Raw genomic sequence first — 24,308 nt, forward strand, 5'->3', positions numbered from 1 at the left:
GTAAGGCATTCCTGCAAAGCGAAAGGCGCAAGGTTACCGGAACCGGGGCTTGCGAAGCACGCTGCAGGGCTGCATGACAACGGTGCCAATCCATGGCAGGCAGTGCAGGCCCTGCCGGAAGTCACGGCACCTGCACGACAAAAGCGTAAACTTATCGTTATGCGCCCCCTCGCCCCCGCCCGCCTCCTGCTCAGCTGTCTCGTGCTGCTGCCGGCGTTGCAGGTACAGGCGCGGCCGCAGGCGCCGGCCGCCGCCAGTGAGAGCGCGCCCCGGCAGCTGACCGTGGCCGCGCTGGAGTTGCCCAGCCGCGATGACGCGCAATGGAAGCAACGCCGCGAGCAGGTCGCACAACTGCTGACCGACCTGCAGCCGGACGTGATCTCGGTGCAGCAGGTGCTGCAGCAGCAAGGCCGCAACCCGGCCTGCTGGCTGGCCAGCCGGCTGCGCTACAGTTGCGACTTCGTCACCGCCGACCCACCCAGCCAGCCACTGCGGCATGGCAACGCCATGCTGACCCGGCTGCCGGTGAGCGAGGACGGCGTGACCCTGCTGCATCCTCCCGGCACCTTCAGTGCGGCCGGCATGATGCGGCTGAAGCTGGGCGAGGCGCTGGTCAACATCTACGTGGCGCGGCTGCGCCCGGACCCGGACGAGGCCACCGCCCGCCAACACCAGACCAGCGACCTGATGACCTGGATCGGCGCCACCGCCGAAGGCATGCCCAGCCTGATCGCGGGCGACTTTTCGGCCAGCACGGTTGAGCTGGTGCGTAGCACGCCCGGCTTCCAGCCGGCACGGCGCAATCCCGGCGGCCGCGCCGAGCCGCCTGCAGCCAGTGGTGGCGGCGCCAGTGGCCACGGCTTGGACGTGCTGTTCCAGGTCAAGCACTTCGGCGGCATCCGCCAGCAGCCGATCCTGCTGCCCGCCGACGGCGACCTGCCCGGACTGCGCCTGGGCGTGTTGGCAACCCTGCGCCTGCAGGACGATACGGCCACTGCCGAATAGGTCGTGCCGGCCGCTGGCCGGCTCCCTCGGGACCACACGATTGCGGGCCAGCGGCCGGCACTACCGAATGAGTCCTGCAACAGGAAAGGCCGGGGTCTCCCCCGGCCTTTCCACTCATCCCGTCACCGCGATCAGGCGATCGCTTCCTGGTAACGACGCTCGACTTCATTCCAGTCGATGACGTTGAAGAACGCGCCGATGTATTCCGGGCGGCGGTTCTGGTACTTCAGGTAGTACGCGTGCTCCCACACGTCCAGGCCCAGGATGGGGGTGTTGCCTTCCATCAGCGGGCTGTCCTGGTTGCCGGTGCTCTCGACCACGACCTTCTTGTCCGGGGTCACGCTCAGCCACGCCCAGCCGCTGCCGAAGCGGGTCAGCGCCGCCTTGGTGAAGGCGTCCTTGAACTTGTCGAAACCGCCCAGGTCCTTGTCGATGGCCTTGGCCACGTCGCCCACCGGGTTGCCGCCAGCATTCGGAGCCATCACGGTCCAGAACAGCGAGTGGTTGGCATGGCCACCACCGTTGTTGCGCACCGGGCCCTGCAGGTTCTCCGGCAGCGACTTGAGCTTCTTCACCAGCTCTTCGACCGGCAGGTCAGCGTATTCGGTGCCTTCCAGCGCCGCGTTGACGTTGTTGATGTAGGTCTGGTGATGCTTGGTGTGATGGATTTCCATCGTCGCCGCATCGATATGCGGCTCCAGCGCGTCGTAGGCGTAGGACAGCTTGGGCAGGGTGTAGGCCATGATGCATCTCCTGATTGCGAGGGCACCCGACGATGTCGGGCGGTGCGCCGTGAATGATGGGGACAGACCCGCAGATTACCAAGGGGGATGTAAAGGAAATTGCGTCCTGCCAGTGAGCACGACGGCAATTGTTACGCAGCAGTGACGCGGCACCCTCCTCATGCGCCATGCAGCGCGCAGGCGCTACAGTGCGTGCACCACCCTCGCCCGCCCCTGCCCATGCGCAACCCCCGGCTGCTGATCACCGCCATCGCCCTGCTGCTGCTCGGCCTGGTCGCCAACCATTTCCTGCAACGGCCGCCGGCGCCACAGTTCGCACCGGACCTGCAGGGAACACCGACCGCACGGGCGCCTGCCACGGCCACGCCCGGACGGGACAACGGCCTCCCCGCGTTCCTGCCCACCGAAGCACGCCAGACCATTGCCCTGATCCAGCGAGGCGGTCCATTCCCGCACCGCCAGGACGGCACCACCTTCGGCAACCGCGAGCAGCAGCTGCCGCAACGTCCGCGTGGCTACTACCGCGAGTACACCGTCAACACCCCCGGTGCACGCACGCGTGGCACGCGCCGCATCGTCACCGGCGGCGATCCGCCGGAGGCGTGGTACTACACCGACGACCACTACGAATCGTTCCGCAGCTTCACCGTACCGGCCCAGGGAGCGCAGTGATGAGCCACGATGATTTCGGCCTCGGCCTGCATGACATCAATAATGCCGGCGTCTATGCCATCGACAGCGATGACATCGGCGCACTGGCCGCAGCAATGCGCGATGCCAGCCTGAAGGTGATCCGCATTGATCTGGAAGGCGTGACGGACAAGCGCACCCTGCTCGCCCGGCTCGCCGCGCAACTGGATTTCCCGGCCGGTTTCGGCGGCAACTGGGATGCACTGTCAGACAATCTGCGTGATCTGCAATGGCTGCCGGCCAACGGCTACGCGCTGTTCCTGGCCGACGTGGATGCACTGCGTGCCAACGCACAGAGGGACTTCGACACCCTGCTGGACGTGATGGATGAAGCCAGCCGCGATTGGGTCGGTCGCGATGTGCCGTTCTGGGTGTTCCTGTCACAGAGCACGTAAGGTCAGTGCCTGGGTAGAGGCCGCCCTTGGTCGGCGCTTGTGTGCCAACCAAGGTCGGCATCTACCAAAGCACGCCAGCACGACCGCCACATCCCGCTGTGGGTCCAGCGAAAAGCCCCCTTGTTGTTCAAGGGGGCGCGCCAACGGCGCGGGGATAAGGGAACATGCGTGGACAACGGCAGCCGCTAGCGGCTGCCGTTGTCTTCCTGCAGTTCTTTCTTGAACGGAATGTCCGGCGGCGGCCGTGCCACGGCCGGCTGGTCCTGCATGTTGGGGTTGGTCAGGCCACAGCCACCGCCGGCCTGCAGGATCGAAATGACGCAGGAAATCCTCGTGTTGGTGCCCGGCAGTGGAATCTCCATCGCCTTGACGCCCTTGCGCACCCATTCGGCCAGCAGCGATTCCTGTGGCACCCAGTACTTGTCGAACGACGTCGGCGTGTAGTCGTACGGCGGACGTTTCAGCCATGTGCCCGATTGCGCGATGCGCTCCTTGCTCCAGCCGTCGTTGGCGCCACCGGGCGCACCTCGCTCGGCGTGGCCGTCGCCGTCCTGGCCCGGCACGCGTACGCTGCCATCGGCATTGAACAGGCCATTGCCCCTGCCGGCGGCACTGGCCTGGCGGGCACCGCCATTGCTGCCGTCGCGGCTGCGGCTGGAAGATCCCCAGTCATCGCCCTTGGCCGGTGTCGCCCAGTTGCCGGGATCGGGGGCCGGGCGCGCTCCTGCGTTTGCCGGTGTGCTGCTGGAGGCTGACGGACGCGTGCTGCTGCTCGTCTGCGCCGCGCGGCCTTGGGCCGCAGCCGCAGGCGTCACGGTGGCACTGCCACTGGAGGATGCCGGTGCCACTTCACGCTCCCGCACCTGTACATCACGGCCGGTGGGCGCGCGTACGGCGGGCTCACGCCCGGCCACCGCCGCCATCCGCACCTGCGGATCGGCCACGGCCTGCACTTCACGTTCAAGCACCTGCACGTCCTGCTGTGGCACGCGAACCTGCATTTCAGGGCTGCGCAGCGGTTTGGGCGCGACGGGCGCTTCGACGATGCTGACTTCGCGTTCGCGCACCTGGATGTCACGCACCTGAGGTGTGCGCACGGCCAGCTCCGGGGTGCGCACCTGGGCAGGCGCCGGCGGCGCGTGCACTGGCTGCACGCTGCGCTCGCGTACGCTGGGCGTGCTGTCCCGCGGCACGACGCTGACTTCGGTTCGCGGCACGCTGACCGGCGGCACCACGAAATCCGTGCTGGCCTGCGCCACCTCGGTGGCCTGGACCGGCGAAGGCGGCGGCGCGGCAACCGGCGCCGGCTCAGCTTCGGCTGGCGGCGGAGGAACACTGGCGGTCGGCTCGGATGCAGGGGAAGATGCGGCGGCTTCGACAGTCGCCGGGCGCGGGGCAGGAGCTGTGGCGGCACCGGCCTGCTGCCCCGTCGCAACCCGACCTGCCGCAGCGGCCGCAGCGACTTCGGCGCCTGGCTGATCGCCCCCGCCTTCCTGGGTCGCGCGGCCGACGAACTCCACCTGCACGCGCTCGCCCTCGGTGCCCTGTTCGTCTGGCGCAGTGGTGCGGATCACCGCCACCCACAGCAGAAGCATGAAGAACAGCAGGTGCAGCAATGCGCTGATCAGTGCCGAGGTCCAGCGCATCCAGCGCTGGTCGCGTGGCGCAGCGTCCCAGTCCTGCCAGAACAGACGGCGCAACGCCTGCCACAGCGACAGCTGCGGCGATTGGCCTGGCCGGGCGGGCAGCGGACGCGGCAGCAATACCGCAATCATTTCGCGGGCGTGCAGCGGTCGCGGCAGCGGCCCCAGCGAGCGCAGCCACAACGCCCAGCCATAAGGCAGGCGCGTGGTCTTCTCAAGGACAGCGCGGGGCTGCTGGCGCGCCAGCAGCAGATCGATGAGTTGCTCGGCCCGGCTCAGAGGCACGCGTCAGCGATCAGGCGACGTTGTCGCGCGGGATGTACGGCGCGTGGCCGCTGTCGTGGTCGGTCGCGTCGCGCACGGCGGTCACGCCCGGCACGCGGCCCATCAGGGTCTTTTCGATGCCCTGCTTGAGCGTCACGTCGGCCATGCCGCAGCCCTGGCAACCACCGCCGAAGCGCAGCAGCACCACGCCGTCGGACGACACTTCCTGCACGGCCACCTTGCCGCCATGCGAGGCCAGCTGCGGATTGACTTCGTTCTCCACCACCCAGTGCACGCGCTCCACCAGCGAAGCCGCATCACCGGGCGCTTCACCCTTGATGCGCGGCGCCTTGATGGTCAGCTGCTGGGCACCTGCAGCGCCGGCGACGATGTCGATCTCGGCACCGTCGAGCCAGCCAACGCTGCCGGCATCGACATAGAGGGTGAAGCCATCGCAGTCCACCGCCCACTCGTCGCCCAGCAGGTCGGTGGGTTCGGCGAACTCCAGCCGGGCATCGGCGCGCGGAGTACCGGGGTCGACCGCGCTCAGGCGCACGCCCATGCCAGGCACGCCCTCGCGTTCGATCAGCTTGCGGAAATGGGTCTGGGCAGTGTCGGAGATCTGGATCATCAGGCTATTCTAGCCAAGTAAGCGTCAGCCGCTCATTCGGTTTATACACCGTCCGGCGCATTGTTCAGTCAACACGAGGTGGAGATTCCCATGGCCGACCTGATTCCACTGGCCCAGGCCCGTTGCGTGCCACGCAAAGGCAGCGACCACAAGCTCGGCGAAGCCCGCCTGGCCGAACTGCTGCCGCAGGTTCCCGGCTGGGAGCTGAGCGAGGGCGGGCAGGCCCTGACGCGCACCTTCCGCTTCAAGGATTACTACGCCACCATGGCCTTCGTGAACGCGCTGGCCTGGATTGCCCATCGCGAGGACCACCATCCGGACCTGGGCGTGCACTACGACCGCGCGGTCGTGCGCTTTTCCACCCATGACGTGGGCGGTCTGAGCGAGAACGACTTCATCTGCGCGGCCAAGACTTCGGCCCTGACGGAGCAACTGCCATGAACGTACGCTTGCTGAGCCTGTCCCTGATCGCTGCGGCCGGCCTGGCCGGCTGCGGCTCGTCCGAACCGCCGGCACCACCGCCGCCGCCGCCAACCGAAGTCGCAGCAGTGAAGACGCCGCCGCCGCAGTACCCGCTTGAACTGGCCTGCATGGGCGTGGGCGGCACCAGTACGTTCAAGGTGACCATCGGCACCGACGGCAAGCCGAGCGAGGTCGCCCTGCTGACTGGCGCGGGCAACCCGCAGCTGGACGAACTGGCCAAAACCGCCGTGCAGGGCTGGCAGTTCAAGGCCGCGACACGCAATGGCCAGGCGGTGCCGGCCACCATCCAGGTGCCGGTCAGCTTCAACCCGCCGCAGCCGAAGCCGGACCAGTGCTTCGCCATTGAAGAGCGCCTGCGCCGCGGCGGCTGATCGCACGCACCCGACGAGGCCAGCCGGCGCCCGCCTCGCCCTCGCCGCCCCGGCCCTGTCCGGGGCGGTTGTCTGTTGACCAGGACTGCGTCGGTAGATGCTGCAGATTCCCCCCGAAAACATCTGGATTGCGCTGGCGGTCACCCTCGCGGCCGGCCTCGCCACTGCGATCGGCAGCCTGCTGGTGCTGTTCTCGCGCCGCCCCAACCCGCGCCTGCTGGCCTTCGGCCTGGCCTTCGCCGGCGGCGCGATGGTCTATGTGTCGCTGTCGGAAATCCTCAACAAGTCCATTGCTTCGTTCGCACTGGCCCATGGCGAGCGCACCGGTTTCACCTACGGCACCCTCGCGTTCCTGCTGGGCGTGATCGTGATCGTGCTGATCGACCACTTCATTCCCAACCCGCATGACAGCCTGGACAAGCAGGATCCTGCGTTCCGCGAGAACAGCCGCGAGTACCTGAAGCGGGTCGCGCTGCTGACTTCCGTCGCGATCACCGCGCACAATTTCCCGGAAGGGCTGGCGACCTTCTTCGCCACGCTGGAAAGCCCGTCGGTGGGCATGCCACTGGCCTTTGCGATTGCCATCCACAACATCCCCGAGGGCATCGCGATCGCGGTGCCGGTGTACTTCGCCACCCAGAACAAGGCCTATGCATTCAGCGCCAGCCTGCTGTCGGGTCTGGCCGAGCCGGTGGGCGCGGCGCTCGGCTACTGGTTGCTGTCCGGGTCGCTTTCGCACGCCACCTTCGGCTGGGTGTTCGGGCTGATTGCCGGCGTGATGGTGTTCCTGGCACTGGATGAACTGTTGCCGGCCGCCAAGCGCTATGCGAAGGGCCACGAGACCGTTTATGGGCTGGTGGCGGGCATGGGCACGCTGGCGATCAGCCTGGTGCTGTTCAAGTGGTGAGGGATTTGCAGCCAACGGGCTGAGCCCCCTCGCGGCTGGTACGTCCCACAGTATCGAGAGGTCACGGGCGGGTATGGACCTACGCTGCGGATGTCCGGGTCCGCCTTGTAGCGAGCCGAGCACCGCAGGTCCGGCGAGGGCGAAGAGGCGCGGGTGTCTGAGCGCAGCGAGTTCCGCGCCGTCCCTCGGCGGACCGAGGAGCGCAGGGCACCGGCGCGCGGCGCCGGCTCGCGGATGGCGGCGTGTTTCTTTGGTTACTTTCTTTGCACGAGCAAAGAAAGTGACAAGCCCACTCATCGCAGGGAAGCGACGGCGCCGACCAAGCACCCGGCGCCGCCGAACCGCCGTCAGCGCAGCCGGTCCAGCGCCTCGACCAGCTCATCGGCCAGCGGCGCGTTCAGCACATACGGACTCTTGCCGTCATCCAGTGCAAACTCCAGCGAGGCCGCGTGCAGAAACAGTCGCTTCAGCCCGATCTGCTCACGAAGCCGCTTGTTGACCGCAGGATCGCCGTATTTGTCGTCACCGGCCACCGGATGGCCCAGATGCTGGGCATGCACGCGGATCTGATGGGTGCGGCCGGTTTCGATGCGCACCTCGCAGTACGAATGGCCGCCGCGGCGCTCCAGCACCCGGAAGTGACTGATCGATTCCTTGCCGATCGCATTGACCTGTACATGGCGCTCGCCGCCTTGGCGCAGGCCCACGTGCAGCGGCGCGTCGACGGTCATCACGCCGTCCGGCATGCGGCCGGCCAGCAGGGTCAGATAGCGCTTGCGGATGCCGGCGCCGTGGTCTTCACGCAACAGCGCCTGCAGTTCGCTCAGTGCCGAACGCTTCTTGGCCACGATCAGCAGGCCCGAGGTGTCGCGATCCAGCCGATGGACCAGCTCCAGTGTCTGTCCCGGGCGCAAGGCGCGCAGGGTCTCGATGGCACCGAAGCTGATGCCGCTGCCGCCGTGGCTGGCCACGCCGGAGGGCTTGTTCAGGGCCAGCAGCCGGGCGTCCTCGAAGACGATGGCCTGCTCCAGGCGGCGCATGAACGCCTCCGGCGGACCGGCCTTGTCTCCTTCCTCGCTGAGACGGACCGGCGGCACACGCACCTCATCGCCCGCCTCCAGCTTGCGCTCGGCCTTGGCGCGGCCGCCGTTCACCCGAACCTGCCCACTGCGCACCAGCTTGTACACCAGGCTGCGCGGGGCTCCCTTCAGCTGGCCGAGCAGGAAGTTGTCCAGGCGCTGGCCGGCGCGGTCGGCGGGAACGGTGATCATGCGCACGGAAGGCTTGTCGCCAGCGGGTTTGGTCGGGTCTTGGGCGGTCATCAGGCTGTTTATTCTGTTACACTCGGGGGGCGAGATAAGGGATTGATTTCGTTGGAAGTTACTCAGGGCCAGAAGCCCAGCTTCCGACGAATCCGGCACAGTGCGCGACCACCGCCCGCGGGGCGGCCATGTTAGCGGCTCACCGGCCTTCCCGGCCATCGCCGGATGCCTGACACGCAACCGTGCTGAACATGTCCCGCGTGGCGCTCCAGCCTGGCTGACAGCTGCCTGCGGCCCTGCAACACCCAAAAACCCATAAGAGTGAAGCGCTCCCGCGGCCTGCCGTGGTGTCGTAGCGCTGGAAACCCAAGCCGCCCTCCCCGCGCTTGCGCGAATGGGCGGCGAGCCGTGTCCAGAGGCGAAACCCCATGGCGTTCCGCGCGGTAGCCGCTTGCGAGGAACGCAACAATGAAGCGAATGCTGATCAACGCCACGCAGGCTGAAGAGCTGCGTGTTGCCATCGTGGATGGCCAGTCGTTGTATGACATCGACATCGAACAGCCGTCGAAGGAACAGAAGAAGTCCAACATCTACAAGGGCCGGATCTTCCGCATCGAGCCCTCGCTGGAAGCCGCCTTCGTCGAGTATGGCGGTGGCCGCCATGGCTTCCTGCCGCTGAAGGAGATTTCCCGCGACTACTTCCAGGCCGGTGTCGACCACAACAAGGCCGGTATCCGCGAGCTGCTGAAGGAAGGCCAGGAGATCGTTGTCCAGGTCGACAAGGAAGAGCGTGGCAACAAGGGCGCCGCCCTGACCACGTTCATCTCGCTGGCCGGCCGCTACATGGTGCTGATGCCGAACTCGCCCAGCGCCGGCGGTGTGTCCCGCCGCATCGAGGGCGAAGACCGTGCAGCGCTGAAGGAGGCCCTGGACAAGCTGAACATTCCCGACGACATGGGGGTGATCATCCGCACCGCCGGCGTCGGTCGCGATGCGGAAGAGCTGCAGTGGGACCTGGACTACCTGCTCAACGTCTGGCGCGCCATCGCCGAAGCCGCACTGAGCAAGCCGGCCCCGTTCCTGATCTACCAGGAATCGCGCCTGATCGTGCGCGCCCTGCGTGACTACCTGCGCGCCGACATCGGCGAGATCCTGGTGGACACCGAGGAGATGTACGAGCACGCCCGCGAGTTCATGCAGCAGGTGATGCCGCAGACCCTGCGCAAGCTCAAGCACTACAAGGACGACATCCCGCTGTTCAACCGCTTCCAGATCGAGTCGCAGATCGAAGGTGCCTACGAGCGCAACGTGCGCCTGCCGTCGGGTGGCTCGATCGTGGTCGACCAGACCGAAGCACTGACCGCAGTCGACGTGAACTCCTCGCGCGCCACCAAGGGCAGCGACATCGAGGACACCGCGTTCCAGACCAACCTGGAAGCGGCCGAGGAAGTGGCTCGCCAACTGCGCCTGCGCGACCTGGGCGGCCTGGTGGTGATCGACTTCATCGACATGGCCTCCAACAAGCACCAGCGCGAGGTCGAGAACCGCCTGGCCAACGCGCTGAAGTACGACCGTGCCCGCGTGCAGGTCGGCCGCATCTCGCGCTTCGGCCTGCTGGAAATGAGCCGCCAGCGCCTGCGCCCGAGCCTGGGCGAATCCAGCCAGATCGTCTGCCCGCGTTGCGACGGCCACGGCCGCATGCGCAGCGTCGAGTCGCTGTCGCTGTCGATCATCCGCGTCGCCGAAGAGCACGCGATGAAGGAGAACACCGGGCAGGTGCTGGTCCAGGCGCCGGTGGAGATCGCCAACTACCTGTTGAACGAGAAGCGCAGCGCCCTGCGCGAGATCGAGCAGCGCCACGAAGCGCCGATCGTGATCGTCGCCGACGAGCAGCTGCACACCCCGCACTATGCCGTCACCCGCCTGCGTGAGAACGAGCTGGGTGAAGAGAGCAGCAAGCCCAGCTACCAGCGCGGCACCCCGCGCAAGCTGCCGGTGCACGCCCTGACCAAGGGCCAGCTGAACATCCCGCCGCCGGCCGTGACCCAGGTCAAGCACACCTCTCCCGCCCCGGTGCGCGAGGAAGCGGCTCCGGCTGCAGCCGCTCCGGCTCCGGTCGTGGCAGCGCCCGTGGCGCCGGCTTCGAGCGGCGGCGTGATCGGTTGGCTCAAGCGCGTGTTCGGTGGCGAGCCGGCACCGGCGCCGGCTCCGGCCGCCCCGGCTCCGCGCCAGCAGCAGGACGGTGGTCGCAAGGACCGCAACAAGGATCGCAACAAGGATCGCAAGGACCGTCGCGACGAAAACCGTGGCAACGGTGGCAACGGCAACGCGCAGCAGCAGAAGGATGGCGGCAACCGCAAGGACCGTGCTGAGCAGCGCAACAAGGACGGCCGCAACGGCAACAACGGCAATGCCCAGCAGCAGCCACAGCAGGGCAGGCAGAAAGAACCGCAGCAGAAGGATGGCCAGCAGCAGCCGCAGCAGCAGCACAAGCCGCGCAACGAGCAGCAGGGCCAGAACCAGAACCAGCCGAAGCTGAAGCAGCCCAAGCAGCCGCGCCAGCAGCAGGACGGTGACAAGCCGGCCGAGAAGCCGCAGCGCAGCGTCGCCGAAGCCCCGGTTGAAGGTGTGACCGCGGCAGCAGCTGTGGCCGCCAACGCCGTCGCCGCCAACGTGGTGACCGCGCAGGAAGCCACTGCACCGGTCGCCCCGGTTGCCCCGGTGGCCGCCGCTCCGGTGGACGCAGTACCGGTCGAGACCGCTGCCGGCGAGGCCGAAGTGGTTGCGGTTGCCGGTGAAGAGGCTGCAGCCGACGCCCATGGCGAGCAGGCTGGCGAAGGTGCAACCCGCCGCCGTCGCGGCCGTCGTGGCGGCCGTCGTCGTCGTCGCGGTGGCGCCGAGAACGCTGCCGGTGGTGACGGCCTGGGCGATGACCAGGACGAGGGTGACGAGGGTGATGACGCCGAGGGCGTCGAGCCGAACGTCGACAGTGCCGCCCCGGCCACTCCGGTCGCCGCCGCACAGCCGACCCGTGCGCAGCCGGAATTCGATTTCGATGACGAAGCCGAACCAGTTGCTGTCGAAGCCGAGAAGCCGGTCCGTACTGCCGCCGCTGCTGTCGCCGCACCGGTGGCGGTGGTGAGCAGCGCCGTGGTCGAGACTGCCGCACCGATCACCGCCGAAGTGCCGGCGGCGGTTGAAGCCGCAGCCAAGGCAGAGCCGGTGTCCTCGCCGGTGCAGACCAGCATGCTCGATGCCATCGACGCAGCAACCCCGGCGCAACCGGTGGCTGTTGCCGCACCGGCGGTCGAAGCAAAGCCGGTCGCGGTGGAAGCAGCCCCGGTGGCTGAAGTCGCTCAGGCGATCGAAGCGAAGCCGGCGGCAGTCGAGGCTGCACCGGTGGCTGAAGCCAAGCCGGCCGCTACCGAAGCCGCTCCGGTGGCAGAAGCCAAGCCGGAGATCGTTGAGGCTGCTCCGGTGGTTGAAGCCAAGCCGGTCGTCGAGACCGCGCCGGTGGCCGAACAGCCGGTCGCTCCGGTGGCAGTTGAAGCCGCACCGGTGGAAGCTGCGGCCCCGGTCGCCGATGCAGTGGTGACACCGTCGATCGATCCGGTCGCCGATGGCCACGCCGATGCGGCAGCCCAGGCGGCCGAAGCCAAGGCCGACGAAGAAGATGAAGAAGGCGCCAAGCGCACGCCGCCGGCGAACTGATCGCGCTTTGATCGCGTGAAAAAACGGCGGGGATCGATGATCCCCGCCGTTTCTGTTTGTGCGCCGGGCGCGTGCAGCGCTCTGGCAGAGGCCAACCCTGGTCGGCGCCGTTGTTGGAGCGAACGCGGACACGTCCGTGCCAACCAAGGGTGGCACCTACCAGGACATCAGTGCGCCGGAGCGAATTGCAGGCGGGTCCACACGCCATAATGGTCCGAGGCCCAGCGACCGCTGTCATCGGGCTGGTCGAACAGGAGCTTGGCCTCACGTGCGACCATCGCGTCCTGCTGGAAGAAGATGTGGTCGATCCGCGAGGCCACCGGGTAGTAGTGCCTGTTCAGCGTACTGACCCCGGCCAGGTCGGTGTTGACGTGCACGCTGCCGTAGCTGTCACCGTAATGGCTGCGCAGCTCGCTCAGGTCACTGGCATCGACCAGCGCGTTGAAGTCGCCCGCGATCACCACCGGTGCGCCGGCCGAGGTGCTGGCGATGAAGCGCAGCAGGTCCTCGACCTGGGTGCGACGGATGCGCTGGCCATTTTCGTCGCTGCGCTCGTTGAAGTGGGTGGCATAGACGTTGACCGCCTTGCCGTCCACATTGATGCGCAGATGGGCGACCGTCCGGTAGTCGTCCAGCGGCTGTAGCAGGTGCTCACCCTGGGCGAGGATCGGTCGCCGGGTCAGCAGCGCATTGCCGTAACGTTTCGGCGCACCCACCGGATCGGTGGACACGAACACGTACTTGTAGCCGAGTTGGCTGGCCAGCCACTGCGCCTGGTTGCGCACGTTGCGGCGCTGGATCACCTCCTGCAGGGCAACCGCATCCGGCTGCAGGCGCTTGAGCTCGGCCAGGATGGTGCGGCGGCGGCTCGGCCAGTCCTCGCGGTCGTGATGCAGGTTGAAGGTCACCATGCTCATGCCTGGTGCGCTGGCGATGTCAGCCGCTGTCGCGGCGGTTGGCACGGCTGCCATCACGGCACCCGGCAATGCCAATGCAATGGCCAGTCCCAGGGCACGCACGGCCGTGCGCACCCTTCCCCCCTGCTGCTTCATCGTTACTGCCCCTTGCGCTCGGCGCGGCGCACCGCGCCCGGTACATCGATCTCGACCCGCGCCGGCAGCTGGTGCACGTGCAGTTCCCTGTCGGTCCATTCGGCCGCCTCGCCGTTGATGGTCGCCTCGCCCGGATCACCGGCGTACGGCCACGGCAAGACCACGCCACCGACCGGTGGCACCAGGCCCGGCTGCACCTCCAGCACCAGCTGCTTGTCGCTGCGCTGCAGGCGGTAGTTGAGCTGGCCCTGCGGCGTGCGCAGGCCCTGCACAGCGATGCCGTCGCCCTGCAGCCAGGCGGTCGGAATGCCGGCGGCCAACACCAGCGCATCGTCCATGTCACGGCTGTAGGCGAACATGTCCAGGGCCGAGCGCACGAAGTCCGAGGCGACCCAGGCATGCGGCAGGTCACCGACGAAGAACGGCTTGCGCGGCGTGCGCGAGACCACTTCGGCCCACTGGTTCCAGGCCTGCGGCGCACGGTCCTTGAAGAAGAACTCAGTCGCCTGCCAGGCGCGATCGCGCCAGCCAAGGCGGACGAAGGCGGCCACGTTGCGCCACTCGTAGGGCGTGTAGTCCTTCCACTCGCGCTTGCCGTCCCGACGGGCCACGAATTCCTTCCAGTAGCGCTCGAAAGTGGCATCAAGCGCCTGCTGCGGAAGGCGCCCCTGTTCACCGCCCGGAGCCAGCGCGATGGTGGTCGAGGTCGCATCGAAATCGCCCAGTTCGGCCGAGCCCGGCAGGTAATCGATGTTGTGCTGCTGCATCGCCGACAGCAGCGAGGCCTGCAGGTCATCACGGAACTGGTCACGCGATTCGGCAATCTGCATGGCTTCGACCTTGCCCAGCTGGGCCGCCAGCGATGCCGCATCCTTGTAGCCGCGCAACGCCCAGAAATTGTCCCAGTACGAATGCATCGGCTTGGCCGAATAGCCTTCGTGGCTGATCGACGCCGGCATCATCCCGTAGAACGCCGGATTGCGCGCCCGATTCTCGTCCGTGCGCTCGCTGGCGCGCAGTTGCTCCATGTAGTTATAGGCGCCCTGCACATGCGGCCACATCAGTTCGGCGAAGGTGCTGTCACCGGTATAGCGCCCATATTCGGCAATGCTGTAGATCAGCTCGCCATGGCTGTCGTTCTCCGGCACCGGATCGCTGCCACGTGCATCGACACAGCACGGCACCTTGCCATTCTCGAACTGATAGGGCGCATACCAGTTGATGTAATCACGCACCGCATCACTGCGCCCCATGCGCAGAAGGCCCTCGGAAATCATCGCGCCATCGCGGATCCAGCTGCGCGCGTACGAGCGCGTGCCCGGCTGCAGGCGCGGGCCGACCCGCGAGATCAGCATGTGCGCCACGGCGGTGCGCAGGGTATCGACCAGTGCCTGGCCCGCAGCCGGTACCTGCAACGAGACCACCCCCAGCTTCTGCCGCCACTGCTCTGCGACCTGCGCCTGCGCCTTGGCCACGTCCAGCGCCTGCGGCGCCCAGCCTCCGGTCTGTGGCAACACCACCGCCACTTCTCGGCTCTGGCCAGGCTCCAGCCTGATCGTATACAGCAGCGCACCGGACGCCATGCCGGTGCTGTCCTTCACCGCCGTGCTGGCCGGGTATTTCCCGGAGGCCAGATGCATCGCGTCGAGCTTGCCATCGAACGTGCTGGCGAAGCGCGCATCCGGCACCTGCAACGGATAGATGCGCGGCTCACCGTTGATGCGCACCAGCTGTTCGCCCACATCCAGCGCATCGATGCGACTGAAGCCGCCGACGGTGTTGAGGAACTGGGTCGGCGGGTTCACCTGCCACGGCCGGATCGCCAGTGCCAGGGTGTACTCGTGCGCCACCTTGTCCGGATTGCTCAACCGGTAGCGACCGATCAGCTGCGCGCGCTCCGGCGCGCCCTGCACGAAGCTGGTTACCGCCAGGCCGGCCTTCTCGTGCACCCAGTCGACATTGGCGATGGGCAGGTAGCGATCCTGCAGCGATTGGGTGATGGCCACCTTCGACCAGTCCAGCAACTTGCCGTCCACGCGGATGAACGGCTCGATGCTGAAACTGCCCTCGGCCGGTTCCAGCGCACCGTCCTCGCTGATCAGTGCCTGCTCCTGGCCGCCATCGAGGCCGAGCAGGGTCCAGTACGGCTGTTCGCCCACATATGCACGCGGCAGCGAGCCGCGCGGCAAGTCGGCCGCCACCGAGGACAGGAATGCGTTCGGCGTGGCCGCGAACGCCAGCGGCTTGAGCGTGATGTCACGGATGCCATAGCGCCAGTTCGGGCCATCGTGCAGATCGAAGCGCACGTAGCGCGCGTCGGTATCCGGCAGCGCCAGCCAGTCGCGGCCGCCCGCACCGCCGGCCACCTCGCGCACGGTGCGCCAGTCCCGGCCATCCTCGGACGTCCGCACGGTGTAGCGATTGGCTTCCAGGTTCGGCAGCCAGTCAATCACCGCACCGCCGATCTCGCGGCTCTTGTGCAGGTCCAGGCTGATGGTCTGCTGCTTGACCCCGCCACTGATCCAGAACGTATCGCTCTTTCCGTCAATCATCCGGTCCTGCAGCGCGGTGGCGGTGTCGGCGATCACCGATGGCACCAGCGCCGAATCATCCTGCGGCGGCAGGCCCTGCAGGGTCAGCTTGTCGAAGCACACCGTGCCGCGGCCGCCGACCTTGCTGTAGATCGTGAACTCGACCGCAGCGCTGCGCGCCATCTCCTTCTCCGGCGACGGCCCCCACGCCTTGTCGATCTGGCGACGGCGGTATTCGACCGGCGTCCACGCCTTGGGGAAGCTGTAGCCCGGGCGATTGACCCACCAGACATTATCGCCGCTGGCATCGATCAGCTTGAACTGCAGGTCGTTGCCCGGCGAATCTCCCCGCAGCTGGAAGCCGAAGCGGTAGTTGGCCGGGTACTCGATGCCCAGCGCGCGGCGGATGCCGACGTAGCCCGACACCTTGTGGAAATCGTAGTCCAGGCACAGCGCGCGGCCGCCACCGGCACCGCTCACCGGCCGCAGCGAACCGCTGACCTGGTCGGACAGCACCAGCTTCCAGGCGCCGATGTCGTCGAAATCGTCCAGTACCTTCGGCGCCGGCAGTGCCGGTGGTGCGGCGATCGCCAGGGAAGTCCACAACAGGCCCAGTCCAACGGCGATCGCTCGCTTCATCCCTTGACGCTCCCCAGCAACAGACCTTGGATGTAGTACCGCTGCAGCACCAGGAACAGTGCCAGCACCGGAACCACGGTGACGACCGCGCCAGCCATCATCATTTCCACGTCCATGATGTGCTCGCGCGAGAGGGTGGCCAGCGCCACCGGCAAAGTGTAGTGCTCCTGGTCGGTCAACACGATCAGCGGCCACATGAAATCGTTCCATGCACCCATGAAGGTGAAGATCGCCAGGGTCACCAGTACCGGCTTGAGCATCGGCAGCACGATCTGGAAGAAGATGCGCAGCTCCCCCGCGCCGTCGATGCGCGCCGCTTCAAGCAGCTCGTCCGGGATCGAACGCGCGTACTGGCGCACCAGGAAGATGCCGAACACGCTGGCCAGCGCCGGCACGATCACCCCGCCAAAGCTGTTGACCAGGCCCAGCTGCTTCATCAGCAGGAACAGCGGCAGCATCGCCACCTGCGCCGGAATCACCAGCGCTGCCATCAGCACCTGGAACAGGCGTTCGCGGCCAACGAAGTTGAGCTTGGCGAAGGCGTAGCCGGCCATGGTGTTGAGCAGCAGCGAACCCAGCGTGATAGCCAGCGACACCAGCAGGCTGTTGGCGAAGTTGCCGCCCATGCCGGTGCGCGCGAACAGCTCGTGGTAGTTGTGCGTGGTGATGCTCGAAGGCAGCAGTGGCGGCGGGAAATGACTGGCCTCGCCCTGCGGCATGAACGAGACCGAGAGCATCCACAGCAGCGGTGCAAGGCTGACCAGGGCCAGCACCAGCAGCGCACCATTGATCATCCACGGATACCAGCGCGACTGGCCGATTTCACGACTCATACCAACTGCCTCTTGCGGCCGAAACGCAGCATCACGGTGGTCACCGCCAGGATGATCAGGAACAGCAGGAACGCTACAGCCGATGCGCGTCCCAGGTTCCACCACTTGAAGCCTTCCTCGAACATGAAATACAGCACGCTGACGGTGCTCTGCAGTGGATCGCCGCGGGTCATGACGTACGGCTCGGCGAACAGCTGGAAGTAGCCGGACACGGTGATCACCCCGACCACCAGCAGTACCGGGCCGAGCATCGGCAGGGTGATGTGCAGGAACTGCTTCCAGCGCGAAGCACCGTCGATGCGCGCGGCTTCGTACAGGTCATGCGGGATCGCCTGCAGGCCGGCGAGGAAGATCACCATGTTGTAACCGAAGTTCTTCCACACCGCGAACAGCATGATGGTCGGCATCGCCCAGTTGGGATCACCCAGCCAGTCGATCGGACTGATGCCCAGGTGGCCCAGCCCGTAGTTCACCAGGCCATAGCTGGTATGGAACAGGTAGCGCCAGATCACCGCCACCGCCACCAGCGTGGTCACCACCGGCGCGAACAGTGCCGTACGGAACAGCGCCTTGAAGCGCGCGGCCGGTGCGTTGAGCAGCATGGCCGCGCCCAGCGACACGCCGATCGACAACGGTACGCCGATCAACACGAAGTAGGTGGTGTTCCACAGCGACTTCCAGAACATCGGCGTCTGCAGCAGGTCGATGTAGTTCCCCAGGCCGACGAAGCGCAGGTTGCTGCTGTCGGCCAGCGCATAGAGGTCGAAGTCGGTCACGCTCAGCGCCAGCGCCGAGGCGACCGGCAGGCCGAAGAACACGCCCAGCACGATCAGCGAGGGGCCGGCGAAGATCCAGCCGGCCAGCGAAGTACGTTTCATTGCGCGCTCCCGGCGGCCACTGCGCTGCTCGAGCGCGGCGACGGCGCGCGCTGCTGCAGGCGTTGTTGTTCATGCATCCAGCGGCGCTTGGCCAGCACCTTGTCCACGCGCTGGTCCAGTTCGGCCACGGCCTTGTCCTGCGGCAGGCCACCGCGCACGACCTTCTCGGTGACGATGCGCATTTCCTGCACGATGCGCTCCCATTCGAGCACCTTCGGCGTCGGCTTGACCCGCTCCAGCTGATCACGGAACGCGGCGGCCAGTGGATCGTTGGCCAGCGACGGCGCGTTCCAGGTGCTGCGGCGCGGCGGCAGATCGCCGATGATCGAATGGAAGCGTGCCTGGATTTCCGGGCGCGACAGGAATTCGATCAGCTTCCAGGACGCCTCCTTCTGCTGCGATTTGCGGAAGATCACCAGGCTGGTGCCACCGGCGATGCCCGCGCCCGGACCGTCCGGCCCCGGCAGCGCAGCGGTGCCCCACTGTCCTTCCAGTTCCTTCGGCTGCAGTTTCTTGAACTCGCGGATGTTCCAGGGACCGGAGATGTAGAACACGTTGAAGCCGCGGAAGAATTCATCCCAGACGTTGGAGATCTGTGTCTCGGACATCTTCGGCGCCCAGCCCTGCTCGAACATGTTGGCGTAGAAGGACAGCGTGCGGCGGAACCCCGGGCTGGCGAAATTGCCGCGGGTATCGTCGTCGCGCAGCAGCGGATCGGGCTGCTGCAGGGCCAGCGACAGCTGCTGCTCGAACTCATTGATCGGCATCAGCACCGCGTAGCGGTTCGGGCCCTGCATGCGCTTGATCGCCGCCATCTGCTCCTCCCACTCCGGCCACGTGCGCGGCGGGTGGTCGTAGCCGGCCTTGGCCAGCAGGTCCTTGCGGTAGTAGATCAGGCGCGTATCGACGTACCACGGCACGCCGACCAGCTCACCGTGGATCACGTTGGTGTCCCAGATGCCCTGGAAGTAATCTTTCGGGTCGACCACGGTGGAGCGCTGCACGAACGGCTGCAGCGGGGTCAATGCATCGAGTTCGGCGAACTCCGGCACCCAGGTATTGCCGAGCTGGCACACGTCCGGTAGTCCGTCGGCAGCGAACGCGGTCAGCAGCTTTTCGTGCGCGGCGGTCCACGGGATGTTCTGCACATCCACCTTGATGCCGGGATTTTCGGCCTCGAACTCGTGGATCAGCTCGCTGACCACCTCGGCTTCGCGGCCCATCGCCCAGAAGCGCACGGTGGTGGTGCCCGGTTCGGTGCGGGCGCAGCCGGCCACGGCCAGGGCGGCCAGGGCAGGCAGCGCCCAGCGGCGCAGGCGGTCGATCCAGTTCGGCATCGGGTTACTTGCCCTGGCCTGTGGTGCGGTTGGCATTGTTCTTCTGTTCCTGCGCGGCAGCCGCGCGTGATTCGGCGATACCCACCGCGCGTGCTGCCGCGGCCTTTTCGTCCTTCTGCAGTTCCAGCGGCTGGAACGACCCTTCCGGCGCCAGCCAGCCGCCGCTGAATCCGGCCCGCTCCAGGCCCTTGCGGATGTACGGATTCTTCTTCATCACTTCCCAGACGAAGTCGTTGCGGTAGTTGGCGATCATGGTCAGGATCGGCCCCTGGTCGATGGCGATGTAGTCGCTGGCGACCCAGCCGCGATCCGGCACCAGGCGACCGGTCTTGATCGGGATGTCATAGTTGAAGCTGGGATTGAACGAATCCAGGAAGCCGTAGCTGGAATAGATGTAGTCCCCGTAACGCTTGTGCATTTCCAGCGTGGCCGGGATCACCTGCTCGGGCGCGAACACCACCGAGGCGATCGCCGCAGTCGGGGCAATGGTGCCGTCATCGAAGTTCTCGCGCAGGCCGGCGCCGCGCGAGGAGTAATGGCGGAACTGGCGCTGTTCGCCGCGGTACTCCTGCGTGGTGTTCTGCGGGCCATCACTGGCGGTCAGGCCCCAGACGTTCTCGCCATAGTCCTTCCACTGCATCGGGTTGGCGATGGCGTATTCGCGCTGGGCCAGCGCGGCCGAGCGGCTGTTGAGGAAATAGGTGCTGCCGCGCTCGCGCATGTACGCGTCCTGGATATCGCGGAAATCGATCCAGACGTGGCTGTACTGGTGGCCGAACAGCGGGCCGAAGGACAGGTATTCCTGGCCCTGGTAGACACCCCAGTCGTTGTCATAGGTACGCGTCCACACCGTCCACGCGTCCGGGCTGACCGGGTGCGTGGGCGAGCCCAGGGCGAGGATGTAGACCATCATCGCCTCGTTGTAGCCCATCCAGTCGTGATCGATGAAGCCGCTCTCGGGGAACCAGCCCATCGAGATCAGCGGTGCACGCTGCTGCAGCCACGGCCAGTCGACCTTCTTGTACAAGGTATCGGCAATCTGGCGGATTTCCTTCTCGCGCGGATCGTCACCGTCGTAGTACGACTGCGCGAACAGCACGCCCATCATCAGCAGTGCGGTATCCACCGAGGACAGTTCGACCCAGCTGTCGTAGCGACGGCCTTCCTGCATGTCCAGGAAGTGATAGTAGAAACCCTTGTAGCCCGCCTTGCCGGTGCGCTGCGGGCCCATCGGCACGTCGCGGAAGAATTTCAGGGTGGTCAGGGTCCGGTCGATCGCCTGGTTGCGGCTGACCCAGCCGTTCTCGATACCGATGGGATAGGCGGTCAGCGCGAAACCCACCGACGCGATGCTGGCGAACGGCCGCGACGGATAGCGGTCCGGGGTCAGGCCATTGATCTCGTTGGTGGTGTCCCAGAAGAACTGGAAGGTGCGGCGCTCGATGTCATCGAACAGCGGCGGCAGCTCCGGCTTCATCGGCCGCGGCGGTGCATCGGCCTCGATCAGGATCACCGGCGGACGCGGCTTGGCAGGCTCCTGCTGGGCCGGCTGGCAGGCGGCGACGGCCAGGCTCAACGCTGCCGCGGACAACAGATGGCGTGCCTGCATGGCGCGATTCCTCCGGTGGTCTGATCGATGGGAAAGCATACCGTCCAATGATCTGAAATCGTTTACAAGATGCGCTCTTAAAAAACCACGAAAAACGTGGTTTGACACCGCGATCATTGCCCACGCCGCTGCCCCCTGCCCGGCAGCGGCGTGGGCAATGGACCGGCACGGGGCCGGCCATTGCCGTTCTCACACAATCGATGCCGCCGGCGGACCGGCGGCATCGGATACAGCAGCAGGCGGCGCCGCTTAGAAGCGGAAGCCCACTTCGGCCTTGACCTGGCGCGGAGTGCCGATGATGTCGCCGGTCTCGTTGTAGCTGGCCTGCAGCTTGCCGTTGGTCTTGACGTAGTTGTAGGTGGAGAAGTTGTCGAAGTTGAACACGTTGATGATGTCCAGACGGGCGTACAGCTCGGTGTTGCCCGCCAGCTTGAACGTCTTCGTCGCCTGCAGGTCGACCGAACGGTAGCCGAAGATCTTGCCACCCACCAGGAACTTGCCGGTTGCGTTGGGCACGGCCGCCTGCGGGGTCGGCAGGGTGTAGCCGCTGGCCTGCATCACCGGGTACCAGTCGTTGACGGCGGTCGGGGTGGCCAGGGTGATCTTGCCGCCGAAGGTGATGCCCCAGAAGCCCGCGTACGAACCGGTCACCACCAGGCGGTGGCGCGGTGCGCCGTTGGAGCGGATGGTCGGGTAGTCACCGATCAGACCGCGGTCAAAGGCGTACTTCTCGTTGATGTCGCGGTTATGGCGCGCGGTGGTCCAGGTGTAGGCGATCGAGGTGCCCCAGCCGCTTTCCTTGGTGAACGGCTTCTGCGCCGACAGCAGGACCTGGGTGGCACGGGTCTTGATGCCCTGCTGGCCGATGATCAGGCTGCCGAAGCCCGGTACGTTGCAGCTCCAGGCCTGGCTCAGGCCCGGGGAGGTGCCACCACACAGGCGCGGATCATCGAAGAACTGGCCGGTCGGGTAGCGGTTGCCCAGGGTAAAGGCGAAGCCGTCGTAGCTCAGGGTACGAGCGATGGTGGCGTCGGTCAGCCAGTCGCCGATCTGGTTGCTCATGCCCAGGCTGAACTGGTCCGAGTACGGCGCCTTCAGCTTGTTGTTGAGCAGGTCCACTTCCAGGCCGGCATTGCTGGTCGCGCCGACCAGGGCCTGCAGGTTGCCGATCCCGTTGAGCAGGTTCGGGTTCCAGTCATAGCAGGCAGCCTGGCCGTTGATGCAGGCGCCGGTGGCCGGGTTGCGGAAGTAGATGGTCGGCTGCGGCAGGGCCAGCTTGGTGGTTTCCAGCTGCAGGTTGTCGAACAGGTCGCGGTCGTAGGAACGACCAGCACCACCATGGATCACGTGCTGCTCGTCGGCATTGATGTCATACGAGAAGCCCAGGCGCGGCTGCCAGGCATCCTTGAATGCCTTGCGGTTGTGGCCGTTGCTGATGTAGTCGCTGATGTCCAGGCCGCCCAGTGCCAGCGAATCGGCATAGGTCTGGCCGGCGGGAGCGCGCGGATCCTGCGAATAGATGGCGTCGACCACCTGCTGCGGGGTCACGAAGTCCAGGTAGGACGGGGTCTTTTCGTAGTCCCAGCGCAGGCCGATGTTCAGCTGCAGGTGGTCGTTGACCTGCCAGTCGTCCTGGATGAACACGCCGTACTGCTTGGACTTCGAACGCACTTCGCCGGACACGCCGGTCACGCCGGTCACCGGCTTGACGAACTGCGCCTTGTACGGAATGGAATCGGGGAAGTCCGGATCGCCCAGCGAGTAGGTGAAGGTCGGATTGATCTGCGCCGCATCGGATGCGTACAGGTCGATCTGCTTGTACTTCACGCCCATCTTGATGGTGTGGTCACCGGCCCACTGGATGCCATCCAGGGTCAGGTTGTCTTCGATCGACCAGCCCTTCTGGCCCTTCACCTGCGAATCCAGTGCCGAGGCGCCACCGATCTTCACGATGGTGCGGTCTTCGGGGCCGTCCGGTGCGGTGTAGGTGATGCCGTTGGCCAGCGTCAGCGGCGTCGGGTTGTTGAACGAATCCTCGTGGGTGACCATCAACTCGTTGTAGTAGCGCTCACCGCTGTGGTTCCAGCGCAGGGCGTAACGACGGTCGGTGTTGACCACTTCACGGCCGGCTTCCGGCGAGGTCTGGCCACTGAACTGCGACTGGGTTTCGTCGCGGTCCTGGAAGGTCAGCTCGATGCGGTCGTTGTCGGTCGGCTCGAAGTCGATCTTGCCGAAGATCAGGTCCTGCTGGAACGGCTGGCTGGCCGGGCCAAGGCCGGCGGCGCCGGCCGGCGGCAGCAGGCCGGCAGCGCCGGTGACCGCGCCATCCGGCGCGATGGTGACCGGCAGGTCGAAGCGCTTGGCTTCGTAGGTCACGAAGAAGTGCGCCTTGTCCTGGATGATCGGGCCGCCCAGGGCGAAGCCGTATTCCTTCTCGGCCGAGACCATCTTCTCCTTGCCACCCTGGCGCTCGGCCGGGGTCTTGGCACGCATGTCTTCATCGGTGTAGCGGTAGAACGCCTCACCCTTGAACTCATTGGTGCCGGACTTGGTCGCAGCCGTCACGGCGGCGCTCGACACCTGGCCATACTCGGCCTTGTAGTTGCCGCTGATGACCTTGTATTCGCCAATGGCCAGCTGCGGGAACGGGTTACCGGCGCTGCCGGACTGGCCGGCCACGCCGCCGCCCTTGACGTAGCTCTTCTGGCCCACGCCGTCGATGTAGACGTTGGTGCCGTCGGCATTGGTGGCGCCGCCGCGCAGCGAGGTGTTGCCCTTGGCGTCGCGGGTGAAGATCAGGCCCGGCACCGCGTCAGCGAACTCCAGGAAGTTGCGCGACACCTGCGGGGTGGTCTGGATCTGCTGCAGGCTGACGGTCTTGCCGACTTCGGAGGTACGCACTTCCTGCAGCAGGGTCGGCGCGACAACGTTGACGGTGTCCAGGTTGGTGGCCGCGGTCGAACCCGGGGTGCTGCTGGCCGCGCCGGCGAAGTTCAGCGTCGCGGTCGAGGCCACGGTGACGGTGACCTTCTGGGTCTGGCCGTTGGCGACCACGTTGTACGTGCCCGGGTCCAGGCCCATCAGCGAGTAGCTGCCGTCGGCGCGGATGGTGCCACGGCGGACGGTACCGGTGGCGACGTTGGTGGCGGTCACTTCGGTGCCGGCCTGGGCACCGGCAACCTGGCCGCGCAGGCTGGCGTTGGCCGACTGCGCCATGACGTTGGGGGCGGCAGCCAGCATCAGGCAGCTGACCAGGGCGGTGCTCAGCAGCCGGCGCGCCGGCATGCGGAAGGTGGTATGCATCATCAACTCAATCTCCGGGTG

General features: G+C 66.5%; 18 protein-coding genes. 7 read left to right on the forward strand and 11 right to left on the reverse strand.

The window, feature by feature from the left end:
• The first annotated feature begins 159 nt into the window (after window positions 1-159).
• Complete coding sequence (locus PEM_RS11360; protein ID WP_032954310.1) at window positions 160-1,005, forward strand: endonuclease/exonuclease/phosphatase family protein; 846 nt, start codon at window positions 160-162, stop codon at window positions 1,003-1,005.
• A gap of 131 nt (window positions 1,006-1,136) precedes the next feature.
• Here the strand turns inward: PEM_RS11360 and PEM_RS11365 are convergent, their stop codons facing one another.
• Window positions 1,137-1,748 (reverse strand): superoxide dismutase, encoded by a 612-nt coding sequence (locus PEM_RS11365; RefSeq protein WP_005410310.1) that lies wholly within the window; start codon window positions 1,746-1,748, stop codon window positions 1,137-1,139.
• A gap of 219 nt (window positions 1,749-1,967) precedes the next feature.
• Here PEM_RS11365 and PEM_RS11370 point away from each other — a divergent pair, with 219 nt between their 5' ends.
• On the forward strand, window positions 1,968-2,420 hold the full coding sequence (locus PEM_RS11370) for a ribonuclease domain-containing protein (RefSeq protein ID WP_095378112.1): 453 nt from the start codon (window positions 1,968-1,970) through the stop codon (window positions 2,418-2,420).
• Window positions 2,420-2,833, forward strand: a complete 414-nt coding sequence (locus PEM_RS11375; protein WP_005417606.1) for a barstar family protein — start codon at window positions 2,420-2,422, stop codon at window positions 2,831-2,833. Before PEM_RS11370 ends, PEM_RS11375 begins: the two co-directional genes overlap by 1 nt.
• Window positions 2,834-3,018: 185 nt before the next feature.
• On the opposite strand, the gene PEM_RS11380 is transcribed toward PEM_RS11375, so the two are convergent.
• Together PEM_RS11380 and PEM_RS11385 are read right to left on the reverse strand one after the other, a co-directional pair.
• Complete coding sequence (locus tag PEM_RS11380) at window positions 3,019-4,761, reverse strand: hypothetical protein (protein ID WP_111129600.1); 1,743 nt, start codon at window positions 4,759-4,761, stop codon at window positions 3,019-3,021.
• A 10-nt stretch (window positions 4,762-4,771) separates the two neighbouring features.
• On the reverse strand, window positions 4,772-5,371 hold the full coding sequence (locus PEM_RS11385) for an NfuA family Fe-S biogenesis protein (protein WP_005417610.1): 600 nt from the start codon (window positions 5,369-5,371) through the stop codon (window positions 4,772-4,774).
• A 90-nt stretch (window positions 5,372-5,461) separates the two neighbouring features.
• Here PEM_RS11385 and PEM_RS11390 point away from each other — a divergent pair, with 90 nt between their 5' ends.
• The 3 genes from PEM_RS11390 to zupT all read left to right on the forward strand — a co-directional run bounded on the left by PEM_RS11390 (window position 5,462) and on the right by zupT (window position 7,132).
• Window positions 5,462-5,812 carry a 4a-hydroxytetrahydrobiopterin dehydratase gene (locus tag PEM_RS11390; RefSeq protein ID WP_021203009.1) on the forward strand — a complete coding sequence of 117 codons (351 nt, stop codon included), beginning with the start codon at window positions 5,462-5,464 and terminating at the stop codon, window positions 5,810-5,812.
• On the forward strand, window positions 5,809-6,225 hold the full coding sequence (locus tag PEM_RS11395) for an energy transducer TonB (RefSeq protein ID WP_065178285.1): 417 nt from the start codon (window positions 5,809-5,811) through the stop codon (window positions 6,223-6,225). The genes PEM_RS11390 and PEM_RS11395 overlap by 4 nt, the downstream gene beginning before the upstream one ends.
• Window positions 6,226-6,322: 97 nt before the next feature.
• Window positions 6,323-7,132, forward strand: a complete 810-nt coding sequence (gene zupT, locus PEM_RS11400; RefSeq protein ID WP_005417614.1) for a zinc transporter ZupT — start codon at window positions 6,323-6,325, stop codon at window positions 7,130-7,132.
• 347 nt (window positions 7,133-7,479) lie between these two features.
• Here the strand turns inward: zupT and PEM_RS11405 are convergent, their stop codons facing one another.
• Window positions 7,480-8,454, reverse strand: a complete 975-nt coding sequence (locus tag PEM_RS11405) for an RluA family pseudouridine synthase (RefSeq protein WP_031269982.1) — start codon at window positions 8,452-8,454, stop codon at window positions 7,480-7,482.
• 408 nt (window positions 8,455-8,862) lie between these two features.
• Here PEM_RS11405 and PEM_RS11410 point away from each other — a divergent pair, with 408 nt between their 5' ends.
• Window positions 8,863-12,105 (forward strand): Rne/Rng family ribonuclease, encoded by a 3,243-nt coding sequence (locus PEM_RS11410; protein ID WP_111129599.1) that lies wholly within the window; start codon window positions 8,863-8,865, stop codon window positions 12,103-12,105.
• A gap of 167 nt (window positions 12,106-12,272) precedes the next feature.
• Here PEM_RS11410 and PEM_RS11415 read toward each other — a convergent pair whose 3' ends face one another.
• The 7 genes from PEM_RS11415 to PEM_RS11445 form a co-directional block, all read right to left on the reverse strand.
• Complete coding sequence (locus PEM_RS11415) at window positions 12,273-13,157, reverse strand: endonuclease/exonuclease/phosphatase family protein (protein WP_032954315.1); 885 nt, start codon at window positions 13,155-13,157, stop codon at window positions 12,273-12,275.
• A 2-nt stretch (window positions 13,158-13,159) separates the two neighbouring features.
• Window positions 13,160-16,327, reverse strand: coding sequence for a discoidin domain-containing protein (locus PEM_RS11420; RefSeq protein ID WP_111129598.1), 3,168 nt, complete (start codon window positions 16,325-16,327; stop codon window positions 13,160-13,162).
• Window positions 16,324-17,160, reverse strand: coding sequence for a carbohydrate ABC transporter permease (locus PEM_RS11425; protein WP_005417620.1), 837 nt, complete (start codon window positions 17,158-17,160; stop codon window positions 16,324-16,326). The genes PEM_RS11420 and PEM_RS11425 overlap by 4 nt, the downstream gene beginning before the upstream one ends.
• On the reverse strand, window positions 17,157-18,038 hold the full coding sequence (locus tag PEM_RS11430; RefSeq protein ID WP_005410323.1) for a sugar ABC transporter permease: 882 nt from the start codon (window positions 18,036-18,038) through the stop codon (window positions 17,157-17,159). The genes PEM_RS11425 and PEM_RS11430 overlap by 4 nt, the downstream gene beginning before the upstream one ends.
• Window positions 18,035-19,375, reverse strand: a complete 1,341-nt coding sequence (locus PEM_RS11435) for a sugar ABC transporter substrate-binding protein (RefSeq protein ID WP_111129597.1) — start codon at window positions 19,373-19,375, stop codon at window positions 18,035-18,037. Before PEM_RS11435 ends, PEM_RS11430 begins: the two co-directional genes overlap by 4 nt.
• A 4-nt stretch (window positions 19,376-19,379) precedes the next feature.
• Window positions 19,380-20,984, reverse strand: coding sequence for a glucoamylase family protein (locus tag PEM_RS11440; protein ID WP_005417626.1), 1,605 nt, complete (start codon window positions 20,982-20,984; stop codon window positions 19,380-19,382).
• Window positions 20,985-21,233: 249 nt separating this feature from the next.
• Entirely contained in the window at window positions 21,234-24,290 is a 3,057-nt protein-coding gene (locus PEM_RS11445) for a TonB-dependent receptor (RefSeq protein WP_049414530.1), read from the reverse strand.
• Window positions 24,291-24,308: the final 18 nt, after the last annotated feature.

The sequence above is a fragment of the Stenotrophomonas sp. Pemsol genome, from assembly GCF_003586545.1.
GTDB classification, from domain to species: domain Bacteria; phylum Pseudomonadota; class Gammaproteobacteria; order Xanthomonadales; family Xanthomonadaceae; genus Stenotrophomonas; species Stenotrophomonas sepilia.

Excerpts from the sequence above, each read along its gene's own strand:
- PEM_RS11360 (WP_032954310.1), top strand. The coding sequence starts at position 160 with ATGCGCCCCCTCGCCCCCGCCCGCCTCCTGCTCAGCTGTCTCGTGCTG.
- PEM_RS11365 (WP_005410310.1), bottom strand. The coding sequence starts at position 1,748 with ATGGCCTACACCCTGCCCAAGCTGTCCTACGCCTACGACGCGCTGGAG.
- PEM_RS11370 (WP_095378112.1), top strand. The coding sequence starts at position 1,968 with ATGCGCAACCCCCGGCTGCTGATCACCGCCATCGCCCTGCTGCTGCTC.
- PEM_RS11375 (WP_005417606.1), top strand. The coding sequence starts at position 2,420 with ATGAGCCACGATGATTTCGGCCTCGGCCTGCATGACATCAATAATGCC.
- PEM_RS11385 (WP_005417610.1), bottom strand. The coding sequence starts at position 5,371 with ATGATCCAGATCTCCGACACTGCCCAGACCCATTTCCGCAAGCTGATC.
- PEM_RS11390 (WP_021203009.1), top strand. The coding sequence starts at position 5,462 with ATGGCCGACCTGATTCCACTGGCCCAGGCCCGTTGCGTGCCACGCAAA.
- PEM_RS11395 (WP_065178285.1), top strand. The coding sequence starts at position 5,809 with ATGAACGTACGCTTGCTGAGCCTGTCCCTGATCGCTGCGGCCGGCCTG.
- zupT (WP_005417614.1), top strand. The coding sequence starts at position 6,323 with ATGCTGCAGATTCCCCCCGAAAACATCTGGATTGCGCTGGCGGTCACC.
- PEM_RS11405 (WP_031269982.1), bottom strand. The coding sequence starts at position 8,454 with ATGACCGCCCAAGACCCGACCAAACCCGCTGGCGACAAGCCTTCCGTG.
- PEM_RS11410 (WP_111129599.1), top strand. The coding sequence starts at position 8,863 with ATGAAGCGAATGCTGATCAACGCCACGCAGGCTGAAGAGCTGCGTGTT.
- PEM_RS11415 (WP_032954315.1), bottom strand. The coding sequence starts at position 13,157 with ATGAAGCAGCAGGGGGGAAGGGTGCGCACGGCCGTGCGTGCCCTGGGA.
- PEM_RS11420 (WP_111129598.1), bottom strand. The coding sequence starts at position 16,327 with ATGAAGCGAGCGATCGCCGTTGGACTGGGCCTGTTGTGGACTTCCCTG.
- PEM_RS11425 (WP_005417620.1), bottom strand. The coding sequence starts at position 17,160 with ATGAGTCGTGAAATCGGCCAGTCGCGCTGGTATCCGTGGATGATCAAT.
- PEM_RS11430 (WP_005410323.1), bottom strand. The coding sequence starts at position 18,038 with ATGAAACGTACTTCGCTGGCCGGCTGGATCTTCGCCGGCCCCTCGCTG.
- PEM_RS11435 (WP_111129597.1), bottom strand. The coding sequence starts at position 19,375 with ATGCCGAACTGGATCGACCGCCTGCGCCGCTGGGCGCTGCCTGCCCTG.
- PEM_RS11440 (WP_005417626.1), bottom strand. The coding sequence starts at position 20,984 with ATGCAGGCACGCCATCTGTTGTCCGCGGCAGCGTTGAGCCTGGCCGTC.
- PEM_RS11445 (WP_049414530.1), bottom strand. The coding sequence starts at position 24,290 with ATGATGCATACCACCTTCCGCATGCCGGCGCGCCGGCTGCTGAGCACC.